Here is a 17,074-nt window from a genome sequence, read left to right as displayed (position 1 = left end):
ATGAAAAAAGTCCTGTCCTTTTTATTTCTATCTTTTGCCCTTGTAAATGGTTTTGCTCAAACCAGAAAAGCGCCTGCGTATCCTTTAATTACTCAAGACCCTTATTTCAGTATCTGGTCTTTTACGGATGAGTTGAATACATCGCCAACAAAACATTGGACCGGAACCAGCCAATCGTTAACTGGTTTTGCCAAAATTGATGGTAAAGTCTATCGTTTTTTAGGTAGCCCTGATAAAAGTTTCGAAACCATTTTACCAGCTGCTGATGAAAAAGAATATGATGCTCAATACACCGAAGAAAGCCCTTCAAATGGCTGGCAATTAAATAATTTTAACGATAAGGGCTGGAAATCTGGTAAAGGCGCATTTGGAGATGGTGAGGCGAAAACCAAATGGAAAAGTAAAGATTTATGGGTGAGAAGAACTTTTAATCTGGAGCAAACTCAGTTTCAGAATTTAAATTTAAAACTTAATCATGATGATAATGTAGAGGTGTATTTAAATGGTGTTCAGGTGTATGCTTGCCAATGCTGGACCGGCAAATACATTTACATTCCTTTAAACAATTCAAAAATTAAATTAAATAAAGGCAAAAACGTATTAGCAATCCATGTTAAAAATACTGTCGGTGGCCAATGGTTAGATGCAGGTTTAGTAAACGAAAAACAAATTACTGAGTTTCAGGGAATCCTTCCGGCAAAGCAAACTACTGTAGATATAACGGCTACGCAAACCAAATATAAATTTCAGTGTGGTCCGGTAAATCTTGATGTAGATTTCCTTTCTCCGTTATTGATGAACGATTTAGACTTACTTTCGAGGCCGGTTTCTTACGTTACCTTTAAGCTAAAAAGTAATGATGGCAAACAACATAAAGCAGAAGTCTTCTTCGGAACTTCTACTGATTTGGCTGTAAATACAAGCGCTCAGGAAGTTAAAGCCGAAAAAATGGTCAGTGGGAATCTTAGCGTTCTAAAAGCTGGTACCGTTGAGCAACCTGTTCTTAAAAAAAGCGGAGATGATTTACGGATAGATTGGGGTCATGTTTATGTGGCAGCTAATAAAACAAATGCCAATCAATTTATTGCGAATGAGCAAGAGGCCATAAAATCTTTTATAAACGGAAAGACTTCGACAGCAACGAATCAAAGGGGTAAAAAATTAAGTTTAGCTACAATATTAACCTTTAAAAACATTAGCAATACTTCAACAGAAAATAATATTTTACTGGCTTACGACCAAGGCGATGCCATTCAGTATTTTGGAAAAAATTTAAAATCGTGGTGGAATAATGATGGCAATCAAAACATTGAAAAACAGCTGGATATTGCAAATGCTAAGTATAAAAATATTGTATCGCAATGCGATAAATTTGATGCTCAATTTCATAAAGACAATATTGCCGCTGGAGGCGAGGAATACGCAAATTTATCAGATGTCGCTTATCGTCAATCCGTTTCGGGACATAAATTGGTAAAAAGTCCTGAAGGTGAACTTCTGTTTTTATCTAAGGAAAACTTTAGTAATGGGTCAATAAATACGGTAGATATTACTTATCCGTCTGCACCACTTTATTTGGTTTATAATCCAGATTTATTAAAGGGTATGATGAATGGCATCTTTTACTACAGCGAAAGTGGTAAATGGCCAAAGCCTTTTGCAGCACATGATTTGGGTACATATCCTTTGGCAAACGGACAAACGTATGGTGAAGATATGCCTGTGGAAGAATCTGGTAATATGATTATTTTAACTGCAGCAATTGCAAAGGTAGAAGGCAATGCTAATTATGCTAAAAAGCACTGGAAAACCCTATCTATTTGGGCAGATTACTTAAGTAAGGAAGGTTTTGATCCGGCAAATCAACTTTGTACTGATGATTTTGCAGGTCATTTGGCTCGTAACGCAAATTTATCGGTAAAAGCTATTGTGGCTTTAGGCAGTTATGGCATGCTCGCAAAAGAATTAGGAGAGCAGGCAACGGCAGAGAAATATACCAAAATGGCTAAAGATATGGCCTTAAAATGGATGGAAATGGCTGATGATGGCGACCATTATGCTTTAACTTTTGATAAGAAAAATACCTGGAGTCAGAAATATAACCTAGTTTGGGATAAAGTTCTTAACCTAGGTATTTTTCCGAAAAGTGTATACAAAAAGGAAATAGATTTCTATTTAAAAAAGCAGAATAAGTTCGGCTTGCCATTAGATAGCCGTAAAACTTATACAAAATCTGATTGGATTATGTGGACGGCAACTTTGGCGGATAACCCTGCAGATTTTAATAAACTAGTAAAGCCCATTTACGAGTATGCTCTACAAACTCCAACACGAGTTCCGCTTAGCGATTGGCATGAAACGACAGATGGTAAACAAGTTGGTTTTCAGGCCAGAAGTGTGGTTGGTGGTTATTCTATAAAATTATTAGATAAAAAATTAAATAACAGGTAAGAATATCTTTCCAAAAAATGCTTATAAGCAAATTTTATCGCAAGGCGATATTTGAGAAATTACAAAATCTAAATAATACATAAAATGAAGATTAAAATTTATTTATTAGCCGCCGTACTTTTCTTTTCGGTTGCCGGGACTGTTTCAGCCCAAAAAAGTAAGAAAGAGCCGGGTAAAATCTGGTCTGTAGAAAAGGCAAACGAATGGTATAAAACCCATAAATGGCTTACGGGTGCCAATTATATTCCAGCCAATGCCATTAATCAGCTAGAGATGTGGCAAGCAGACACTTTTAGTCCGGATATAATTGATAAAGAGCTCGGTTGGGCCGAAGGAATAGGTTTTAACACGCTAAGGGTATTTTTATACAGTAAAGCTTATAAACAAGATCCACAAGGATTTTTAAAACGTGTTGATCAGTTTTTAACCATTGCAGATAAACATAAAATTACACCAATGTTTGTGTTTTTTGATGATTGCTGGAATAAGACTTCAGAAAATGGAAAGCAGCCTGCACCCAAAACGGGTATTCATAATTCGGGTTGGTTACAAGATCCTGGCGATCCGGCATCTAAAGAAGAATCAAACTTTGCCGATCTTGAAGTATATGTAAAGGCAGTATTAACCAGGTTTGCTGATGATAAACGTATTTTGCTTTGGGATTTATACAACGAGCCTGGCAATAGTGGCAAATTGGAAACCACAATTCCATTGCTAAATAAAACTATCGAATGGGCCAGGGCAGTAAATCCAAGTCAGCCGATTAGCATTGGTTTATGGAATTGGGGTTACGAAAAACTCAACAAAATTCAAATTGCAAATTCCGATATAGTAACGTACCACAATTATGAAGCGCCAGAATGGCATCAACGTACAATTGATTTATTAAAAACAATCGGCAGACCGTTAATTTGTACCGAATATATGGCCAGAAGCCGCAATAGTAGATTTGCGAACATTCTTCCACTACTAAAAAAGGAAAATGTTGGCGCAATTAACTGGGGTTTTGTTGACGGTAAAACGAATACAAAATTTGCATGGGATACGCCATTAGCAGATGGCAGCGAGCCAATTGAATGGTTTCATGAAATTTTTAATCAGGACGGTACACCTTACCGTAAAGACGAAACAGATTTAATTAAAAAATTGAACGGAAAATAATCAAATATGAAATCAAATATTTTATTGGGGTTATCATTAATTGTAATGGTAGGGGGCTGTAGCTCTGGCACAAAAGAAAAATCATCTGTAGATTCTACAGATAAAGCAACACAATTTTCTGTAGTTGCCGATTCATTTAAAAGTACGTTAGATGGAAAGCAGACAGCACTTTACATTTTAAAAAATAAGAATGGGATGGAAGCCACTTTTACAAATTATGGCGGACGCTTAGTTAGCTTAAATGTTCCGGATTCGGCAGGTAAAATGGTTGATGTTGTGGTTGGCTTTAAAAGTTTAAACGAATACAAAAACTCTACTGAACCATATTTTGGTGCTACAATTGGTCGTTTTGGTAATCGTATAGCGAAAGGAAAATTCGTGTTAGATGGTAAAACTTATACTTTATTCACTAATAATGGTGTTAACACGCTTCATGGAGGAAAAAAAGGATTCCAGTATGTAATTTGGGATGCCAGCCAGCCGAACGCACAAACCTTGATTTTAACTTATAAAGCTAAAGATATGGAAGAAGGTTTTCCTGGTAATATGGATATAAAAGTAACTTATTCTTTAACTGATGCTAATGAGCTGAAAATGGATTACGAAGCTACAACGGATAAAAAAACGGTAGTCAATTTAACCAATCATGCATTTTTCAATTTAAATGGCGAAGGCAGCGGCACTATTTTAAAACACAATGTTCAGATTTTTGCAGATGAATACACACCAGTTGATTCTACATTAATCCCTTGGGGAAATATTGCCACAGTTAACAATACGCCTTTCGACTTTAGAAAACCAACAAGCATTGGCGAAAGAATTGGTGTTGATAATGAACAGCTTAAGTTTGGTAAAGGCTATGATCATAACTATGTATTAAACAAAACAAAAGGCTTAGGTATGTATCATGCAGCAATGGTTAAAGGAGATTTATCAGGTATTGTGATGGATGTTTATACACAAGAGCCTCGTTTACAATTTTACAGCGGAAATTTTATGCAGAGTAAAAACACCTTCAAAACTGGTGCAAAAGATGATTTTAGAACAGCTTTTGCAATGGAGACACAACATTTCCCGGATGCACCAAATCAACCAAGCTTTCCATCAACTGTGTTAGAACCAAGAAAAACTTATAAAACCAGCTCGGTATATAAATTTTCAAAATAAAATTCTTGGCATAAGCATTATAATATGCAATCAACTTTCATTGCTGTTCTAGCATTTATGGGTAAGTATTTAGAATACTGATTTAAGCTCTGGTTTATGCCAGGGCTTTTTTTTATGCCTTTCATTTTCTGCAAAAAAAATATGAACACGACAGGGCATTCTAATTTTATTTAGGCAGAAGGTAAACTTTGCGAAAAGGTGTTTGATTTAAGGCAATTAAATCGCTTAATCTTTAGTTTTGTATTATTCAGCAGAATTTTCAGGCTGTCTTTTGAAATATAGCCAGAGAGCAATGCTCCAAATTATAATTATGGTAGCAATACCCAATTCTGGGTCGGCAATATTTAATGAAAGAAGCATAAAGCCCAAAGATATCAGTGCTGCTATAAAGAAAATATATATATTTTTCATAACTTTCTGATTAATTGGTGGTTGATAGTTAAAATTAATGAATTTTATGTTGAAATCCTAATATATGATGTCCTTTTAGTGTAGAAATTTGCTAATCTAACTATATATCAAATTTAAATGGAAAACACTTTGTAAGGCTAAGCGCATAAAAGGAACTTTTATTCGCAACCACGATTTTATTAAGCTCAAATAAATTAACCTGAAAGCTTAAAGAATGAATACATTGAATATAAAAAAATATAAAAAAAAATATTCTGTTCACAATTTGAATAGCATAACTTTCTTTTTGCAATATTTTGATTTTTAAATAGTTGAGTTTTTAAATTCGATGGTATAATCAAATTATTGATACCACAATTAATCCTAATCTGCATTTAGCCTATCTTAATGCATATATATATGATGATTCAAGATTTGCATAACAAGTAAATATTGAATACTTTTCGAGCCTTATAGCATCTATTGTTGCAAAAAAGCCAGATAATTGCTATATTAACTAATCATTCCTACAATCTTGAAAAACATAATGCCGGATACTATTTATTCAGCTATTTTTAATTTATTAACAGAGCCTTCGCTAATTTTGAAAATATCACAAAATAGCGTTACTGTTATAGATGCATCCTTAAGCTTTCTCAATTTCTTTAACCTTAACAGAAACGAAGTAATTGACAAACCATTTGAAAATACAACTTCCCACTATAATTTAGAAGCCAATCAGTTAGCTACGCTTAATCGCAAACTTATCGATGCGGTATCTTCAGAATCTGCCATTAGCTTACAGTTTTATTCAGAAGAGAGGAAAAGCAATTGGAACTTCGAGTTTTGTAAACCGCATTTATCTGAAAATGAGTGCATCGTTTTACTAAAGCTTTGGGTAAGTTCTCCAGAAAAGGACAAGATAGATTTATCTGGAAGTATCGACGAGCAAACTTTTAAATACCTGGTTCAGGAAGGAATGGATATGATTGCTGTAATTGATAATATTGGCAATTACGTTTATGTCAGTCCTACTTCTGAAAGCATCTTAGGTTTAGGTTCAGATTTTTTTATAGGAAAAAATGCTTTAGAATTTGTACACCAGGATGATTTATCAACAGTTGAATCTATTTTGTTAAACCTTAAGCCTGGCGATACAATAACATTAGCACCTTTCAGGTTTATTGATGGCAAAGGAAATTACAGATGGATTGAAACTGTATTAACCAATTTAATAAACGAGCCAAGTGTTTTAGGTATTGTTGCAAACTCCAGAGATGTAACCGAAAGGATAAATTATCAAAACGAAATATTGCTGGCAAATGAACGATACAAATATGTAACTAAAGCCACTGCAGAAGCAATTTGGGATTGGGATATTGCAACAAATTCTCTTTATTGGGGAGAAGGATTTTCAACGCTTTTTGGTTATAGCGAGGCCGAACTTAAAAGCTATATTGACATTTGGGCCGTAAAAATCCATCCAGAAGATTACCATAGAGTGGTAAAAGGATTGGATGATGTTATAGCAAAAGGTAGCCACCATTGGAAAGATGAGTATCGAATGATGCGAAACGATGGCTCATACGCAACCGTTATAGATAATGGCTTCGTTATATTTAATACAGACGGTAAAGCAATAAGAGTAGTTGGCGCCATTCAGGATATTTCAAAACGCAAAGCGGAAGAACAGCAATTAGAATTATTAGAATCAGTAGTGTTAAATACAACTGATTCGGTTGTTATTACCCGTTACAATGAAGAAGAAAATCCAAGCAACGGCGTTATTTACGTTAATGATGCATTTACTGAAATGACAGGTTACACCCTTGAAGATGTTTTAAAGGGTTCGCCCAGAATTTTAGAAGGACCACGAACCGACCACGAAGAGGTGTTAAGGATAACTTCTGAGTTATTAGAAGGCCGGCCAGTTGAGGCTACACTCATCAACTATAAAAAAAATGGTGATGAGTTCTGGACAAATTTCTCGGTAACGCCAATTGCAGATGAAAGGGGTAGGTACAACCGATGGATATCTATACAGAGAGATGTTACGAGTACAAAAATAGAAGCAGTTAGGAATAACCTTCTCTCCGAAATTGGTTTGTTGTTCAATCAGCATTCTGATTTAAAAACCATAATGTACAAGGTGCTTTCGGCCATCAGTAAATGCGGTAATTTTTGCATTGCAGAGGTTTGGTTACCTGATAATGAGCATAACGAATTAGCGTTGTATTCATATATCATATCTGATGAACAAATTGCCGAATTTTACGACAGTACCAGAAGTCATCGAAAGGCAGCAAAAGGCGAGGGCTTAGCGGGAAGAGTTTGGAATAATGGGGAGCTGGTTTCATGGAGGTTGGATAGTGAATCCGGCCATATCGCTCGTTTATCTGCAGCAAAAAAGGCTGGCTTAAAAAAGGCATTTGGCTTACCCATGGTTGATAATGGTGTATTAATTGGGGTGCTTATTTTAGCCGGACGAGAGCAGCACCGTTTAGAGGGCATGGCGGTATTATCAAATGATTTTGCAGAACAACTTGCCACCGAGGTAAGCAGGAAGCAATTAGAACAGGAACTTACAGATATATTTACGTTTGCCCCTGATATATTGGCCATCATTAATAAAAATGGTTATTTCACTAAGATAAATCCTGCTGCGGGAGAATTGCTTGGCTACAACGAAGCTGAACTTTTAAAATATCCTTCCCGGTTTTTTGTTCATCCAGATGATAGAAAACAAACCCTTAAAATTATAAAAAATCTTACCGTTGGCGGCGATTCCAATAATTTCGAAAATAGGTTTATAACTAAATCAGGTCAAACAAAATGGCTTTCGTGGACTGCCAATGCCGTTTCAAACGAGGGTTCTATTTTTGCTGTGGCTAAAGATATAACCGAGAAAAAAGTTTTAGAAGAGCTTTTATTAAAAACCAATAGCTTGGCCAGAGTGGGTAGCTGGGAGGTAGATATTATAAACAATTGGGTTTTTTGGTCAGATGTAACCAGAGAAATTCATGAAGCTCCATCATATTTTCAGCCAGATATTATAAACAATACAGACCATTTCAAAGCTGGCCATGATAGAACACTTATCGAACGGAAATTTCAGGAATGTATCGAATTTGGCCAGCCATGGGATGAAGAAGTAGAAATTGAAACCTTTAAAGGAAATTATAAATGGGTTAGAACAATTGGTCAGGCCGAAATTGTTAACGATAAGTGCATTAGGATTTTTGGTAGTGTGCAGGATATTAACGACCGTAAAAATGCAGAATTGCTTAATCAGAAAATTCAGCGTGAGGTTGCCGAATCAGAAAAGCGCTACAGCGAGCTCTTCCATTTTTCTCCATTACCAATGTGGGTTTACGATTATGAAACATTAATGTTTTTAGATGTAAATCTTGCTGCAGAAAATAATTACGGTTATAGCCGTGATGAATTTTTATCTATGAACCTTCGGGATATCAGGCCAGATTCTGAATTACTTTATCTTGAAGATACGCTTAGTTTCACAAAATATAATAAAAGCCTTTTCCACCAGGGGATTTTTAAGCATAAAACCAAAAGCGGCGACATCCTCGATGTGGATGTTAAAAGCAATTTGATGGAATACAAAGGCAGAAAGGCTAAATTGGTAGTTGCCACAAACATTACAGACCAATTAAAGCACATTAGTTCTATCGAACAAAAAAATGCCCAGCTAAAAGAGATTGCCTGGATTCAATCTCACAATGTTAGAGCGCCATTGGCTAGAATTATGGCATTGGTGCAGCTAATTGATATGGGTAAGCAACAAACCAAATTTACGCTTGATGAAATTGTTGAGCACATTAAGCAATCTGCAAATGAACTCGATAGCATCATCAAAGAAATTAGTGCCAAATCAGATAAAGCAGAAAGCGAACATTATGAATAGGAAAATTTTAGTGATTGATGATGATCCGCTAATTTTATTAATACATGAGGCGGTTCTGGAAACACAACAACTAAACTGTTGTCTGGAGTTTTTTGACGATGCAGGTGAAGCTATTCTTTTTATGGAAAAGGATGAACATCAGGCAACTAAATTTTTATTGTTGCTGGATATTAATATGCCGCTGATAAGTGGTTGGGACTTGTTGGATGAAATACAAAATTCAGATTTTAAAGAAAATGTAGCTGTGGTAATGGTAACCTCATCAGTAAATGAAGGCGATAGGCTAAAAGCCAAGAAATACGATAATGTATTGGATTTTATAAGCAAGCCGTTAAAGGATTCAGACTTTAATCATTTAAAGAGCTTGGGACAACTCAATGCGTTTTTCAAAAATTAACAGTGTACAACCATCTGTGCTAAAACAGGTGTAAGCTGAAATAAGAATGTTACAGTTGACGCAAAATTACGCAATTGTGGAAAAAAATATTACTAATCATACAACTTTTAAGGGTTTTTGCTTGCGTTTTTGTTTCTAACTCAGTTAATTAGTATATGGAAAATAAAAATTGGATGATTTTTAAACTTGCACCACAAAAATTTAATGAAATTTCAAAGCTTGTAGATTTGAATGTTGAAACCCTTACTGTTTTAACTGAAATTACTGAAGAGCCAGTTGAATTTGGTGCAATTTTTTTGAAGAAAAGCAATTTGGAGGTGATGTTAGAGGAATACGAAAAATCTTTAGATGATGATATTTAACATACTCAAACATTCTAAATGGCTCAAAGAACAGAATTGAAATAAAAAAAAATGTTATTTAGTTAATGAACAGCTTTTAGGTTTGTTTTTTTAATTTTAAAACATATTTTTATGAAATAATTAATAAACAAAATCTAAAATGAAAAACGGTACAGTAAAATTTTTTAATGAGGAAAAAGGCTTTGGCTTTATCAAAGAAGATAGTGGTTCAGAAATTTTCGTTCACGTAAGTGGACTTATAGATAAAATTAGTGAGAATGATAAAGTTGAGTATGAAGTGCAGGAAGGTAAAAAAGGCCTAAATGCAGTAAAAGTAAAACTGGTTTAAAAAATTCTCAGAAAGTTAAAAGCAGGCTACTAAGGTCTGCTTTTTTTTTGCTCAATTTTTTATCGGGCTACCAGTTTGGATAAGTTTTTGTTTAGTGATTCTACAGCTTATGAAAAATTTAAAATTAATTATACCTGCGATAGCAGTATTATTTGGGGCTTGTAGCCAAAATCAAACAAATAACAACAAAAATGTGGTAGCTGATACTACAAGCAAAGTGTCTTCAGATTCAATACAGTCTGATTCATTGTTTGCTAAAATGTATATTAATGAAACTGCAAAAAAAGGCTCGCCGGTTTTATTAAAATTTACGGTTATTAATAGTGCCGATTCGGCTAAATCTTTTTGTAAATGGCATACGGCATTTGAGCCATTTATTAGTAAATATTTAGATATTACCGACTCTAATGGTAACGAAGTAGCGTATATAGGTGCAATGGCAAAAAGGATAGTGCCACCTCCGGCAGATAGTTATTTATCTGTAAAAGCAAAAGATAGTATCTCTGCCGAAGTTGATTTATTGAAAGCTTACGATTTAAAATCCGGCAATAAATATTATGTGAGCTACAATGGCAGCAACATAAGCGGTGTTTCTGCACCAAAGAAATTATCATTCAGTTTTGAAGAATAATTTTTTTGATTTCAAACATTAATTTTTGATGGCGAAAATGTTAATTTAAAATTAAATGTTAGTATTTTTTTTAAAAAACGAACCAATAGTGTATAATTAATAAGTCGTTTTTATTATTTTTGGTCATTAAATGGAAAAGCGAATATCTGAATTAACATCTTTCCTGCAAAAAGTAAAACAATTAAGAGGCTTTGGCGATATGAATTCGTACAAAGTGGTTAATGAGTTTAAAAAAATTGCTGGCGAAGAACACGATGAGAAGCTAAAAAATATTATAGAGGATTTTTCAAAACCACATACTTATCAAAATGGAAAAGCCAGTTTGATAAAAAATGTTGAATCTGAATTGAAAAAATAATCGCCATAAAATTTAGATAATAATTTTATTATTATAGCTTTTCAAAAAACCAGTGTAACACTATTCACGTATCTAATGTTATATCTTAAACTTTAATACAAACGGAATGAGTAATGTTACAATCGCTGCCTTACTAGGCGGACCAGAAATCATAATTTTATTGGTAGTCGTACTTCTTTTATTCGGTGGTAAAAAAATACCCGAGCTTATGAAAGGATTAGGCAAAGGCATAAAGGAATTTAAAGACGGGCAGGATGGCAAAGACATTCCGGCTACTGAACCAATTAAAAAAGTCTAAAATTAATATTCCTTTAATTAACCTACAAAACCTTGTTCCCATCCAAGGTTTTGTAGGTTTTTTTATTTTCAGACTATATTACCTTTAACCAGGTTCTTTTTGTACGACCAATAAAATACAATTGGATATACAAATAGATTGAATAAGGTGTTGGTGATTAAGCCTCCTATTACTACAATAGCCAATGGTTTAGATGCTTCAGAACCAATTCCTGTTGATAGTGCAGCAGGCATTAAACCAATAGCAGCCATAAGTGCTGTCATTAAAACAGGTCTGAACCTGCTTGCTATCCCATCTCTAATGGCATCTGTAAAAGTCCATTTTTGATTATATTTTAGTTCGATGATATTGGTTTTAAAGCGGGTAATTAAAATAACACCATTTTGTACACAGATTCCAAATAGTGCTATAAATCCAATCCCTGCAGAAATATTAAAGTTTACACCTGTAGCTAATAGTGCCAAAATGCCACCAATCATCGCAAATGGAACGTTATTTAAAACCAAAAGCGAATCTTTTATATTACCAAATAGTACAAATAAAATAAAAAATATAAGCAGCAAACTTACCGGAACAGCCTGCGATAATCTGGCAATTGCCCTTTGTTGATTTTCGAAGTCACCAGCCCATTCTAACTTATATTCCTTTGGAAGTTTGATTTCTGCATTAACTTTTTGCTGAGCTTCATCAATAACGCTGCCCATATCTCTGCCTCTAATCGAAAATTTAATGGCACCGTAACGCTTATGCTTATCGCGGTAAATTATACTCGGGCCTGTAATTTTTTTTATGCTGGATATTTCTCCCAATTCAACATTTGAACCGTTTAAAGTTGGAATTCTTAATCTGCTAATAGAAGTTTCATCATTTCTAAAATCTTCCGGGTATCGAATTATTAAATCGAATTTTCTTTCGCCTTCAAAAATCTGCGTTGCAGCCTTTCCTCCAATGGCCATTTCAATAACTGAATTGGCATCAGCTGTACTTACTCCATAAAGTGCCATTTTTTTCTGATCGAGATTTATTCGCAGTTCCGGTTGACCAAGATTTCTTAATATTCCTAAGTCTTCAATACCATCAACAGTTTTTAAAATCTTTTCAATTTTTTCTTCCTGCTGTTCGATATATTCAAAATTTTCGCCAAACATTTTCACTACAATCGAACCTTTAACGCCAGAAACTGCTTCCTCAACATTATCAGATATAGGTTGTGAAAAATTTAGACTTATGCCCGGAAAACTCTTCAGTTTTTGCTGCATTCTATCTATAAGCTGCTCTTTAGTTTGCTTTCGCTTCCATTCTTTTTTTGGATAAATATCTACATGAAATTCCATGTTATAAAAGCCTGTAGCGTCTGTTCCATCATTTGGCCGGCCTGTTTGCGACATTACTTGTTTTACCTCATCGAAGCTTAAAAAAATCTTCCGCATATCGTTAGAAAGTTTCTTTGTTTCATTTAACGAAATACTAAGCGGGCCTGTAGCACGAACGTAAATGGAACCTTCATCCAAACTTGGCAAAAATTCTGTTCCTAAAAGCTTAAAACTGTAAGCACCGAGTACTAAAACAACAATCGAAATTAAAAACACCAATCTTTTTTTATTGAAACAGATATCAAAAAACCTGAGTGTTGCTTTTGTCATCCATTCTAAAAATATATTATGCTTTTCTTTAACATTCTTTTTAAGCAGAACACTTGCTAAGGCAGGCACCAAAGTAAAGGTTAATATTAAGGAGCCTAAAAGTGCAAAACTTAGGGTCCAGGCTAATGGAGAAAACATTTTACCTTCAACTTTCTCGAAGGTAAAAATTGGCATCAAGCCAGTAATAATGATAAGTTTTGCAAATAAAATTCCCTTACCATTTTCAAGGCAAGCTTTTTTTATTGCACCAAGTTTGCTCATTTTATTAAAGCGATCCATTCCGTATCTGTGTGCCCGGGCATCGAGCGCCACAAAAATACCTTCAACCATTACAACCGCACCATCTATAATAATTCCAAAATCAATGGCACCCATTGATAGAAGATTGGCAGGCATACCTTTTAATTTAAGACAGATGAACGCAAAAAGTAGAGCAAGCGGAATAATTATCGAAACAATTAGCGTTGTGCGCCAATCGGCCACAAAAAGAAATACAATTAGGGTTACGAATATGATACCTTCGAGCATATTGCCCATAACGGTATGCACAGAATAATTTACTAAATCTTCACGATCATAAAAGGCTTTAATTTTTACATCATCCGGTAGGATATTATTATTTATGTCACTGATTTTGTTCTTCAAACGAGCAATTACATCACTCGGATTGCCGCCTTTTCGCATCACTACAATGCCTTCAATTACATCTGGGTCATAATCTCTGCCAACCTGGCCAAGCCTCGGAAGCGCAGATTCGGTAACATCGGCAATGGTTTTTACATAAACCGGAGTACCATTTGCATTATCTACAACTACATTACTTATTTCATCAATATTATTTAATACGCCAATACCGCGAACAACGTAAGCTTGTCCGCTTTGTACAATAACATCCCCGCCAACATTTATATTACTTTTAGAAACGGCTTCGAAAAGTTCGGTTGCACTAACGCCGTACTGAATGGCCTTTTGCGGGTCTACCGTAATTTGATAAGTTTTCACTTCACCACCAAAACTAACTACATCAGCAATGCCCGAAACGGATAAAAGTTCTCTTTGAATAACCCAATCCTGCAGCGTTTTTAACTCCCTAACAGTTTTAACATCGCTGGTTAAGGTGTATCTAAAAATTTCTCCTGTAGGTCCGTAAGGCGGTTGCACTTCCGGACTTATACCATCAGGTAAATCAGCTTCATCTAAGTGGTTATTAACCTGAACACGGGCTTTGGCATAGTCAACATCATCTTCAAAACTTACTTTTACAATCGATAAACCAAATAGGGAAGAAGAGCGAATGCTTGTTCTTTTTTCTGTTGGATTCATTGCAATTTCCAACGGTCGACTTACAAATTTTTCAACTTCTTCAGCGCTTCTTCCAGGCCATTGAGTTATAATCGTAATATTGGTATTCGTAACATCAGGAAAGGCATCGATAGTTGTGTTTTTAAACGAAAGATAACCTGCTGATATTAATATAAATGTTGCAAAAAATATAAAATATTTGTTTTTCAGCGCAAAGCTGATGATATTTTTAATGAATTTATTCATTATTTAGAAATCTAATGGATAAGATATTATTGAGCTTTGAGCGTTTCGAACAAGAAAACCTGTTTTGAGGCAATAACACGCTCACCAGGGTTTAAGCCTTTGCTTACATATATTTTGTCTGCCGTTTTACGCCCGATTTCTATTGCACGAATGGAGATTTTTTTATTTTTATCTACAACTAAAACATAGTTCTTATTATCGTCAAAAATTACTGCCCTTGAGTTTAGAACAGGTAAATCTATGCCCGAACTTGCCGTTACACTCACTGTGCCTAACATGCCGGGTTTTAATAAATAACCGGGGTTAGCAATTACAACTCTAGCATTTAATACCTTGCTATCTTCGTTTACTAAGTTGTAAATCTTGTCAATTTTGCCATTAAATGTTTTTTCGGGATAGGAAAGCGTTGAAAGCTTAACATCATCTCCGGTTTTTAATCTCGAAATATCTGATTCGTAAACGTTGATCATGGCCCACACATTTGATAAATCGGCAATGGTGAAAAGGCTTTTATCATTATCGCTACGAAGCTGCATATTGTTGGTAACCTGTTTTTCGATTACGAAACCGCTAATGGGCGATTTTATGGCATACAATCCGGCACTATTGCCACCGTTTAAACGTAATACTGAACCTGCTCTCTTTACTTCTGCTTTCTTAATCTGCAAGTCGTTTTTTGCTTCTTCAAATTCTTTAGCAGATGATAAGCCGCTTTGAAACAACTGCTCCGCTTGTTGTAAAGTTCGCTCGGCATTTTTTACTTCGGCATTTGCCGAAATATATTCTTTATCAAAACCAGCCATTTCTGCGCTTTTTACAGTTGCTAATATTTGGCCGTTTTTAACCTGATCGCCTAAACGTATATTAACGTGATTTACCGTTCCGCTTACCATTGGAAACAGTTCAGATTTACGTTCTTCGTTAGCGGTAATTTTAGCCGAAAACCTAATGTTTGTTTTGTTATTGGCTTGTTGAACGGTATCAATAAGTAATCGGTTTATTAAAGAATCAGTAATAGCGAATCTCTCTTTAACAACTTCGGTTTTCTTTTCGCTGCATGAAAAACTAAAGCCAATTACTGATAATAAGCTGGCGTAAAAAATGGTTTTATGGATGATTTTCATGTTAAATTATTTAAAAATGTTTGAACCCGTTACATAATTTAGCTCCGCCCTCGAACTCATTTGCTCGTAATGAAGTTTATTAAGTTGAAGTGTTGTTTGTTTGTATGAATCGTATAAATCCAAAAACTCAATTAAACTGATGTTTCGTTCTTTAAAATTTTTAATTAAAGCAGTTATCAGTTTATTAAAATCTGAGTTGAAATCGACATCGATTTCAGTAAGCAGCTTATCATTTCTTAATGCAGTTTTATAACTATTCATTACCTCATTCTCTAGCAAATACTGTTGTTTGTTAATTTTTAAGTTCGATGCATCAATAGAAAGTTTTGCTTTTTTAATTTCTCCTTGGTTTCTGTTAAAAAGAGGAATTGGAATTTTTAATCCTATACCGGTATATTTCTCGGGATAATTGCCTTTATAGTCATAGCTTAGTGCAAGCTCGATATCAGGTATGGCCATTGCTCTTTGCAAATTCAAATTAGCTTCGCTTAATTGCAAATCAGTTTTTGCAAGTTTTAAATCTGGTCTGTTTGCTCTGGCTGAATCCAACAATGCAGAAATGGGGAATTTTTCAATGTTTATAGGTAGATTCTGGTTTTCATCCATAACCAGGATGATTTGTGTTGATGCCTTTAAGCCACAAATCAGTTTCAAATCTCTGTAGTTGTCTTCTAATTCATTTAAAACCTCTACGAGTTCGGCTTTCAAGCCAATTAGTAGTGATTTTATTCTGATTAAATCCTTTTGTGCAACATTGCCCGAATTATATTGCGATTCGTAAGCTTTTAGTAATTGATTGGTCGATGCAATTTGCTCATCAAATAATTTGATGGTTTGCGTAGCGTAATATATTTTATAAAAATTATTGTTTAACTCAAATTTTAATGTTCGCATTAAGTCAAAGTATTCTGCTTCAGCTAGTTTTACGCCAAATTCTGCAACCTTAATACTTTTGTTTCGTTTACCGGCTAACTTAAATAGCTGAGAAATAGACCCTGCAAACTGACCAAACTCTGCCGAGGTTTGCAGGAATTTTTTGGTTTCATGATTGTAGAATAGATTTTCATATTCCAATTGTGGATTATCGAATAATTTTGCCGTTATAATTTCTGCCTTTGCCTGGTCTATTTGATAATTGCTAACTAATAAGTTGAAATTATTTTTTAAAAACAGCAATTGTGCTTTTGCAATATCTAAACGTAAGGTGTCGATTTGACTTTTTGCAGTTATACAGCAGAAACAAAAAAATACAATGAGTATTGCCGAAATTCTTCTCATGCGGCAAAACTAAAGC

At 34.6% G+C, this 17,074-nt stretch carries 14 protein-coding genes; 10 read left to right on the top strand and 4 right to left on the bottom strand.

What is annotated here, in order from left to right:
• From LUA90_RS14515 to LUA90_RS14505, 3 genes are all read left to right on the top strand, one after another.
• Positions 1 to 2,451 carry a glutaminase family protein gene (locus LUA90_RS14515; RefSeq protein ID WP_231491362.1) on the top strand — a complete coding sequence of 817 codons (2,451 nt, stop codon included), beginning with the start codon at positions 1 to 3 and terminating at the stop codon, positions 2,449 to 2,451.
• An 84-nt stretch (positions 2,452 to 2,535) separates the two neighbouring features.
• Positions 2,536 to 3,612 (top strand): glycoside hydrolase family 2 TIM barrel-domain containing protein, encoded by a 1,077-nt coding sequence (locus LUA90_RS14510; protein ID WP_231491361.1) that lies wholly within the window; start codon positions 2,536 to 2,538, stop codon positions 3,610 to 3,612.
• Between the two features lie 6 nt (positions 3,613 to 3,618).
• Positions 3,619 to 4,779, top strand: a complete 1,161-nt coding sequence (locus tag LUA90_RS14505; RefSeq protein ID WP_231491360.1) for an aldose epimerase family protein — start codon at positions 3,619 to 3,621, stop codon at positions 4,777 to 4,779.
• A 243-nt stretch (positions 4,780 to 5,022) separates the two neighbouring features.
• On the opposite strand, the gene LUA90_RS14500 is transcribed toward LUA90_RS14505, so the two are convergent.
• Positions 5,023 to 5,190: a hypothetical protein gene (locus LUA90_RS14500; protein ID WP_231491359.1), complete on the bottom strand. Its 168-nt coding sequence runs from the start codon at positions 5,188 to 5,190 to the stop codon at positions 5,023 to 5,025.
• A gap of 526 nt (positions 5,191 to 5,716) precedes the next feature.
• Here LUA90_RS14500 and LUA90_RS14495 point away from each other — a divergent pair.
• From LUA90_RS14495 to tatA, 7 genes are all read left to right on the top strand, one after another.
• Positions 5,717 to 9,091, top strand: coding sequence for a PAS domain S-box protein (locus LUA90_RS14495; protein WP_231491358.1), 3,375 nt, complete (start codon positions 5,717 to 5,719; stop codon positions 9,089 to 9,091).
• Positions 9,084 to 9,488: a response regulator gene (locus tag LUA90_RS14490; RefSeq protein WP_231463583.1), complete on the top strand. Its 405-nt coding sequence runs from the start codon at positions 9,084 to 9,086 to the stop codon at positions 9,486 to 9,488. Before LUA90_RS14495 ends, LUA90_RS14490 begins: the two co-directional genes overlap by 8 nt.
• Before the next feature lie 155 nt (positions 9,489 to 9,643).
• Positions 9,644 to 9,850: a hypothetical protein gene (locus tag LUA90_RS14485; protein WP_231463585.1), complete on the top strand. Its 207-nt coding sequence runs from the start codon at positions 9,644 to 9,646 to the stop codon at positions 9,848 to 9,850.
• Between the two features lie 139 nt (positions 9,851 to 9,989).
• The gene (locus LUA90_RS14480) at positions 9,990 to 10,178 is read left to right on the top strand and encodes a cold-shock protein (protein ID WP_231463587.1); all 189 of its coding nucleotides are present in this window, start codon (positions 9,990 to 9,992) and stop codon (positions 10,176 to 10,178) included.
• A gap of 109 nt (positions 10,179 to 10,287) precedes the next feature.
• Positions 10,288 to 10,809: a protease gene (locus tag LUA90_RS14475; protein ID WP_231491357.1), complete on the top strand. Its 522-nt coding sequence runs from the start codon at positions 10,288 to 10,290 to the stop codon at positions 10,807 to 10,809.
• Between the two features lie 130 nt (positions 10,810 to 10,939).
• Positions 10,940 to 11,167 carry a hypothetical protein gene (locus LUA90_RS14470; protein WP_231463591.1) on the top strand — a complete coding sequence of 76 codons (228 nt, stop codon included), beginning with the start codon at positions 10,940 to 10,942 and terminating at the stop codon, positions 11,165 to 11,167.
• 106 nt (positions 11,168 to 11,273) lie between these two features.
• On the top strand, positions 11,274 to 11,465 hold the full coding sequence (gene tatA, locus LUA90_RS14465) for a twin-arginine translocase TatA/TatE family subunit (protein WP_231463593.1): 192 nt from the start codon (positions 11,274 to 11,276) through the stop codon (positions 11,463 to 11,465).
• A 68-nt stretch (positions 11,466 to 11,533) separates the two neighbouring features.
• Here tatA and LUA90_RS14460 read toward each other — a convergent pair whose 3' ends face one another.
• Genes LUA90_RS14460 through LUA90_RS14450 form a run of 3 tightly spaced genes read right to left on the bottom strand, consistent with a single transcriptional unit; the run spans position 11,534 to position 17,058 of the window.
• Positions 11,534 to 14,656: an efflux RND transporter permease subunit gene (locus tag LUA90_RS14460; RefSeq protein WP_231491356.1), complete on the bottom strand. Its 3,123-nt coding sequence runs from the start codon at positions 14,654 to 14,656 to the stop codon at positions 11,534 to 11,536.
• Positions 14,657 to 14,682: 26 nt separating this feature from the next.
• The gene (locus LUA90_RS14455) at positions 14,683 to 15,780 is read right to left on the bottom strand and encodes an efflux RND transporter periplasmic adaptor subunit (RefSeq protein WP_231491355.1); all 1,098 of its coding nucleotides are present in this window, start codon (positions 15,778 to 15,780) and stop codon (positions 14,683 to 14,685) included.
• Between the two features lie 6 nt (positions 15,781 to 15,786).
• Positions 15,787 to 17,058, bottom strand: coding sequence for a TolC family protein (locus tag LUA90_RS14450; RefSeq protein WP_231491354.1), 1,272 nt, complete (start codon positions 17,056 to 17,058; stop codon positions 15,787 to 15,789).
• Positions 17,059 to 17,074: the final 16 nt, after the last annotated feature.

Origin of the sequence: Pedobacter sp. Leaf170 (assembly GCF_920984665.1) — a bacterium.
Lineage (GTDB): Bacteria > Bacteroidota > Bacteroidia > Sphingobacteriales > Sphingobacteriaceae > Pedobacter.
The sequence above is the reverse complement of the archived record's forward strand: the minus strand, read 5'-3'. Positions and strand labels throughout refer to the sequence as shown.

Excerpts from the sequence above, each read along its gene's own strand:
- LUA90_RS14470 (WP_231463591.1), top strand. The coding sequence starts at position 10,940 with ATGGAAAAGCGAATATCTGAATTAACATCTTTCCTGCAAAAAGTAAAA.
- LUA90_RS14515 (WP_231491362.1), top strand. The coding sequence starts at position 1 with ATGAAAAAAGTCCTGTCCTTTTTATTTCTATCTTTTGCCCTTGTAAAT.
- tatA (WP_231463593.1), top strand. The coding sequence starts at position 11,274 with ATGAGTAATGTTACAATCGCTGCCTTACTAGGCGGACCAGAAATCATA.
- LUA90_RS14475 (WP_231491357.1), top strand. The coding sequence starts at position 10,288 with ATGAAAAATTTAAAATTAATTATACCTGCGATAGCAGTATTATTTGGG.
- LUA90_RS14490 (WP_231463583.1), top strand. The coding sequence starts at position 9,084 with ATGAATAGGAAAATTTTAGTGATTGATGATGATCCGCTAATTTTATTA.
- LUA90_RS14480 (WP_231463587.1), top strand. The coding sequence starts at position 9,990 with ATGAAAAACGGTACAGTAAAATTTTTTAATGAGGAAAAAGGCTTTGGC.
- LUA90_RS14500 (WP_231491359.1), bottom strand. The coding sequence starts at position 5,190 with ATGAAAAATATATATATTTTCTTTATAGCAGCACTGATATCTTTGGGC.
- LUA90_RS14510 (WP_231491361.1), top strand. The coding sequence starts at position 2,536 with ATGAAGATTAAAATTTATTTATTAGCCGCCGTACTTTTCTTTTCGGTT.
- LUA90_RS14455 (WP_231491355.1), bottom strand. The coding sequence starts at position 15,780 with ATGAAAATCATCCATAAAACCATTTTTTACGCCAGCTTATTATCAGTA.
- LUA90_RS14485 (WP_231463585.1), top strand. The coding sequence starts at position 9,644 with ATGGAAAATAAAAATTGGATGATTTTTAAACTTGCACCACAAAAATTT.
- LUA90_RS14495 (WP_231491358.1), top strand. The coding sequence starts at position 5,717 with ATGCCGGATACTATTTATTCAGCTATTTTTAATTTATTAACAGAGCCT.
- LUA90_RS14450 (WP_231491354.1), bottom strand. The coding sequence starts at position 17,058 with ATGAGAAGAATTTCGGCAATACTCATTGTATTTTTTTGTTTCTGCTGT.
- LUA90_RS14505 (WP_231491360.1), top strand. The coding sequence starts at position 3,619 with ATGAAATCAAATATTTTATTGGGGTTATCATTAATTGTAATGGTAGGG.
- LUA90_RS14460 (WP_231491356.1), bottom strand. The coding sequence starts at position 14,656 with ATGAATAAATTCATTAAAAATATCATCAGCTTTGCGCTGAAAAACAAA.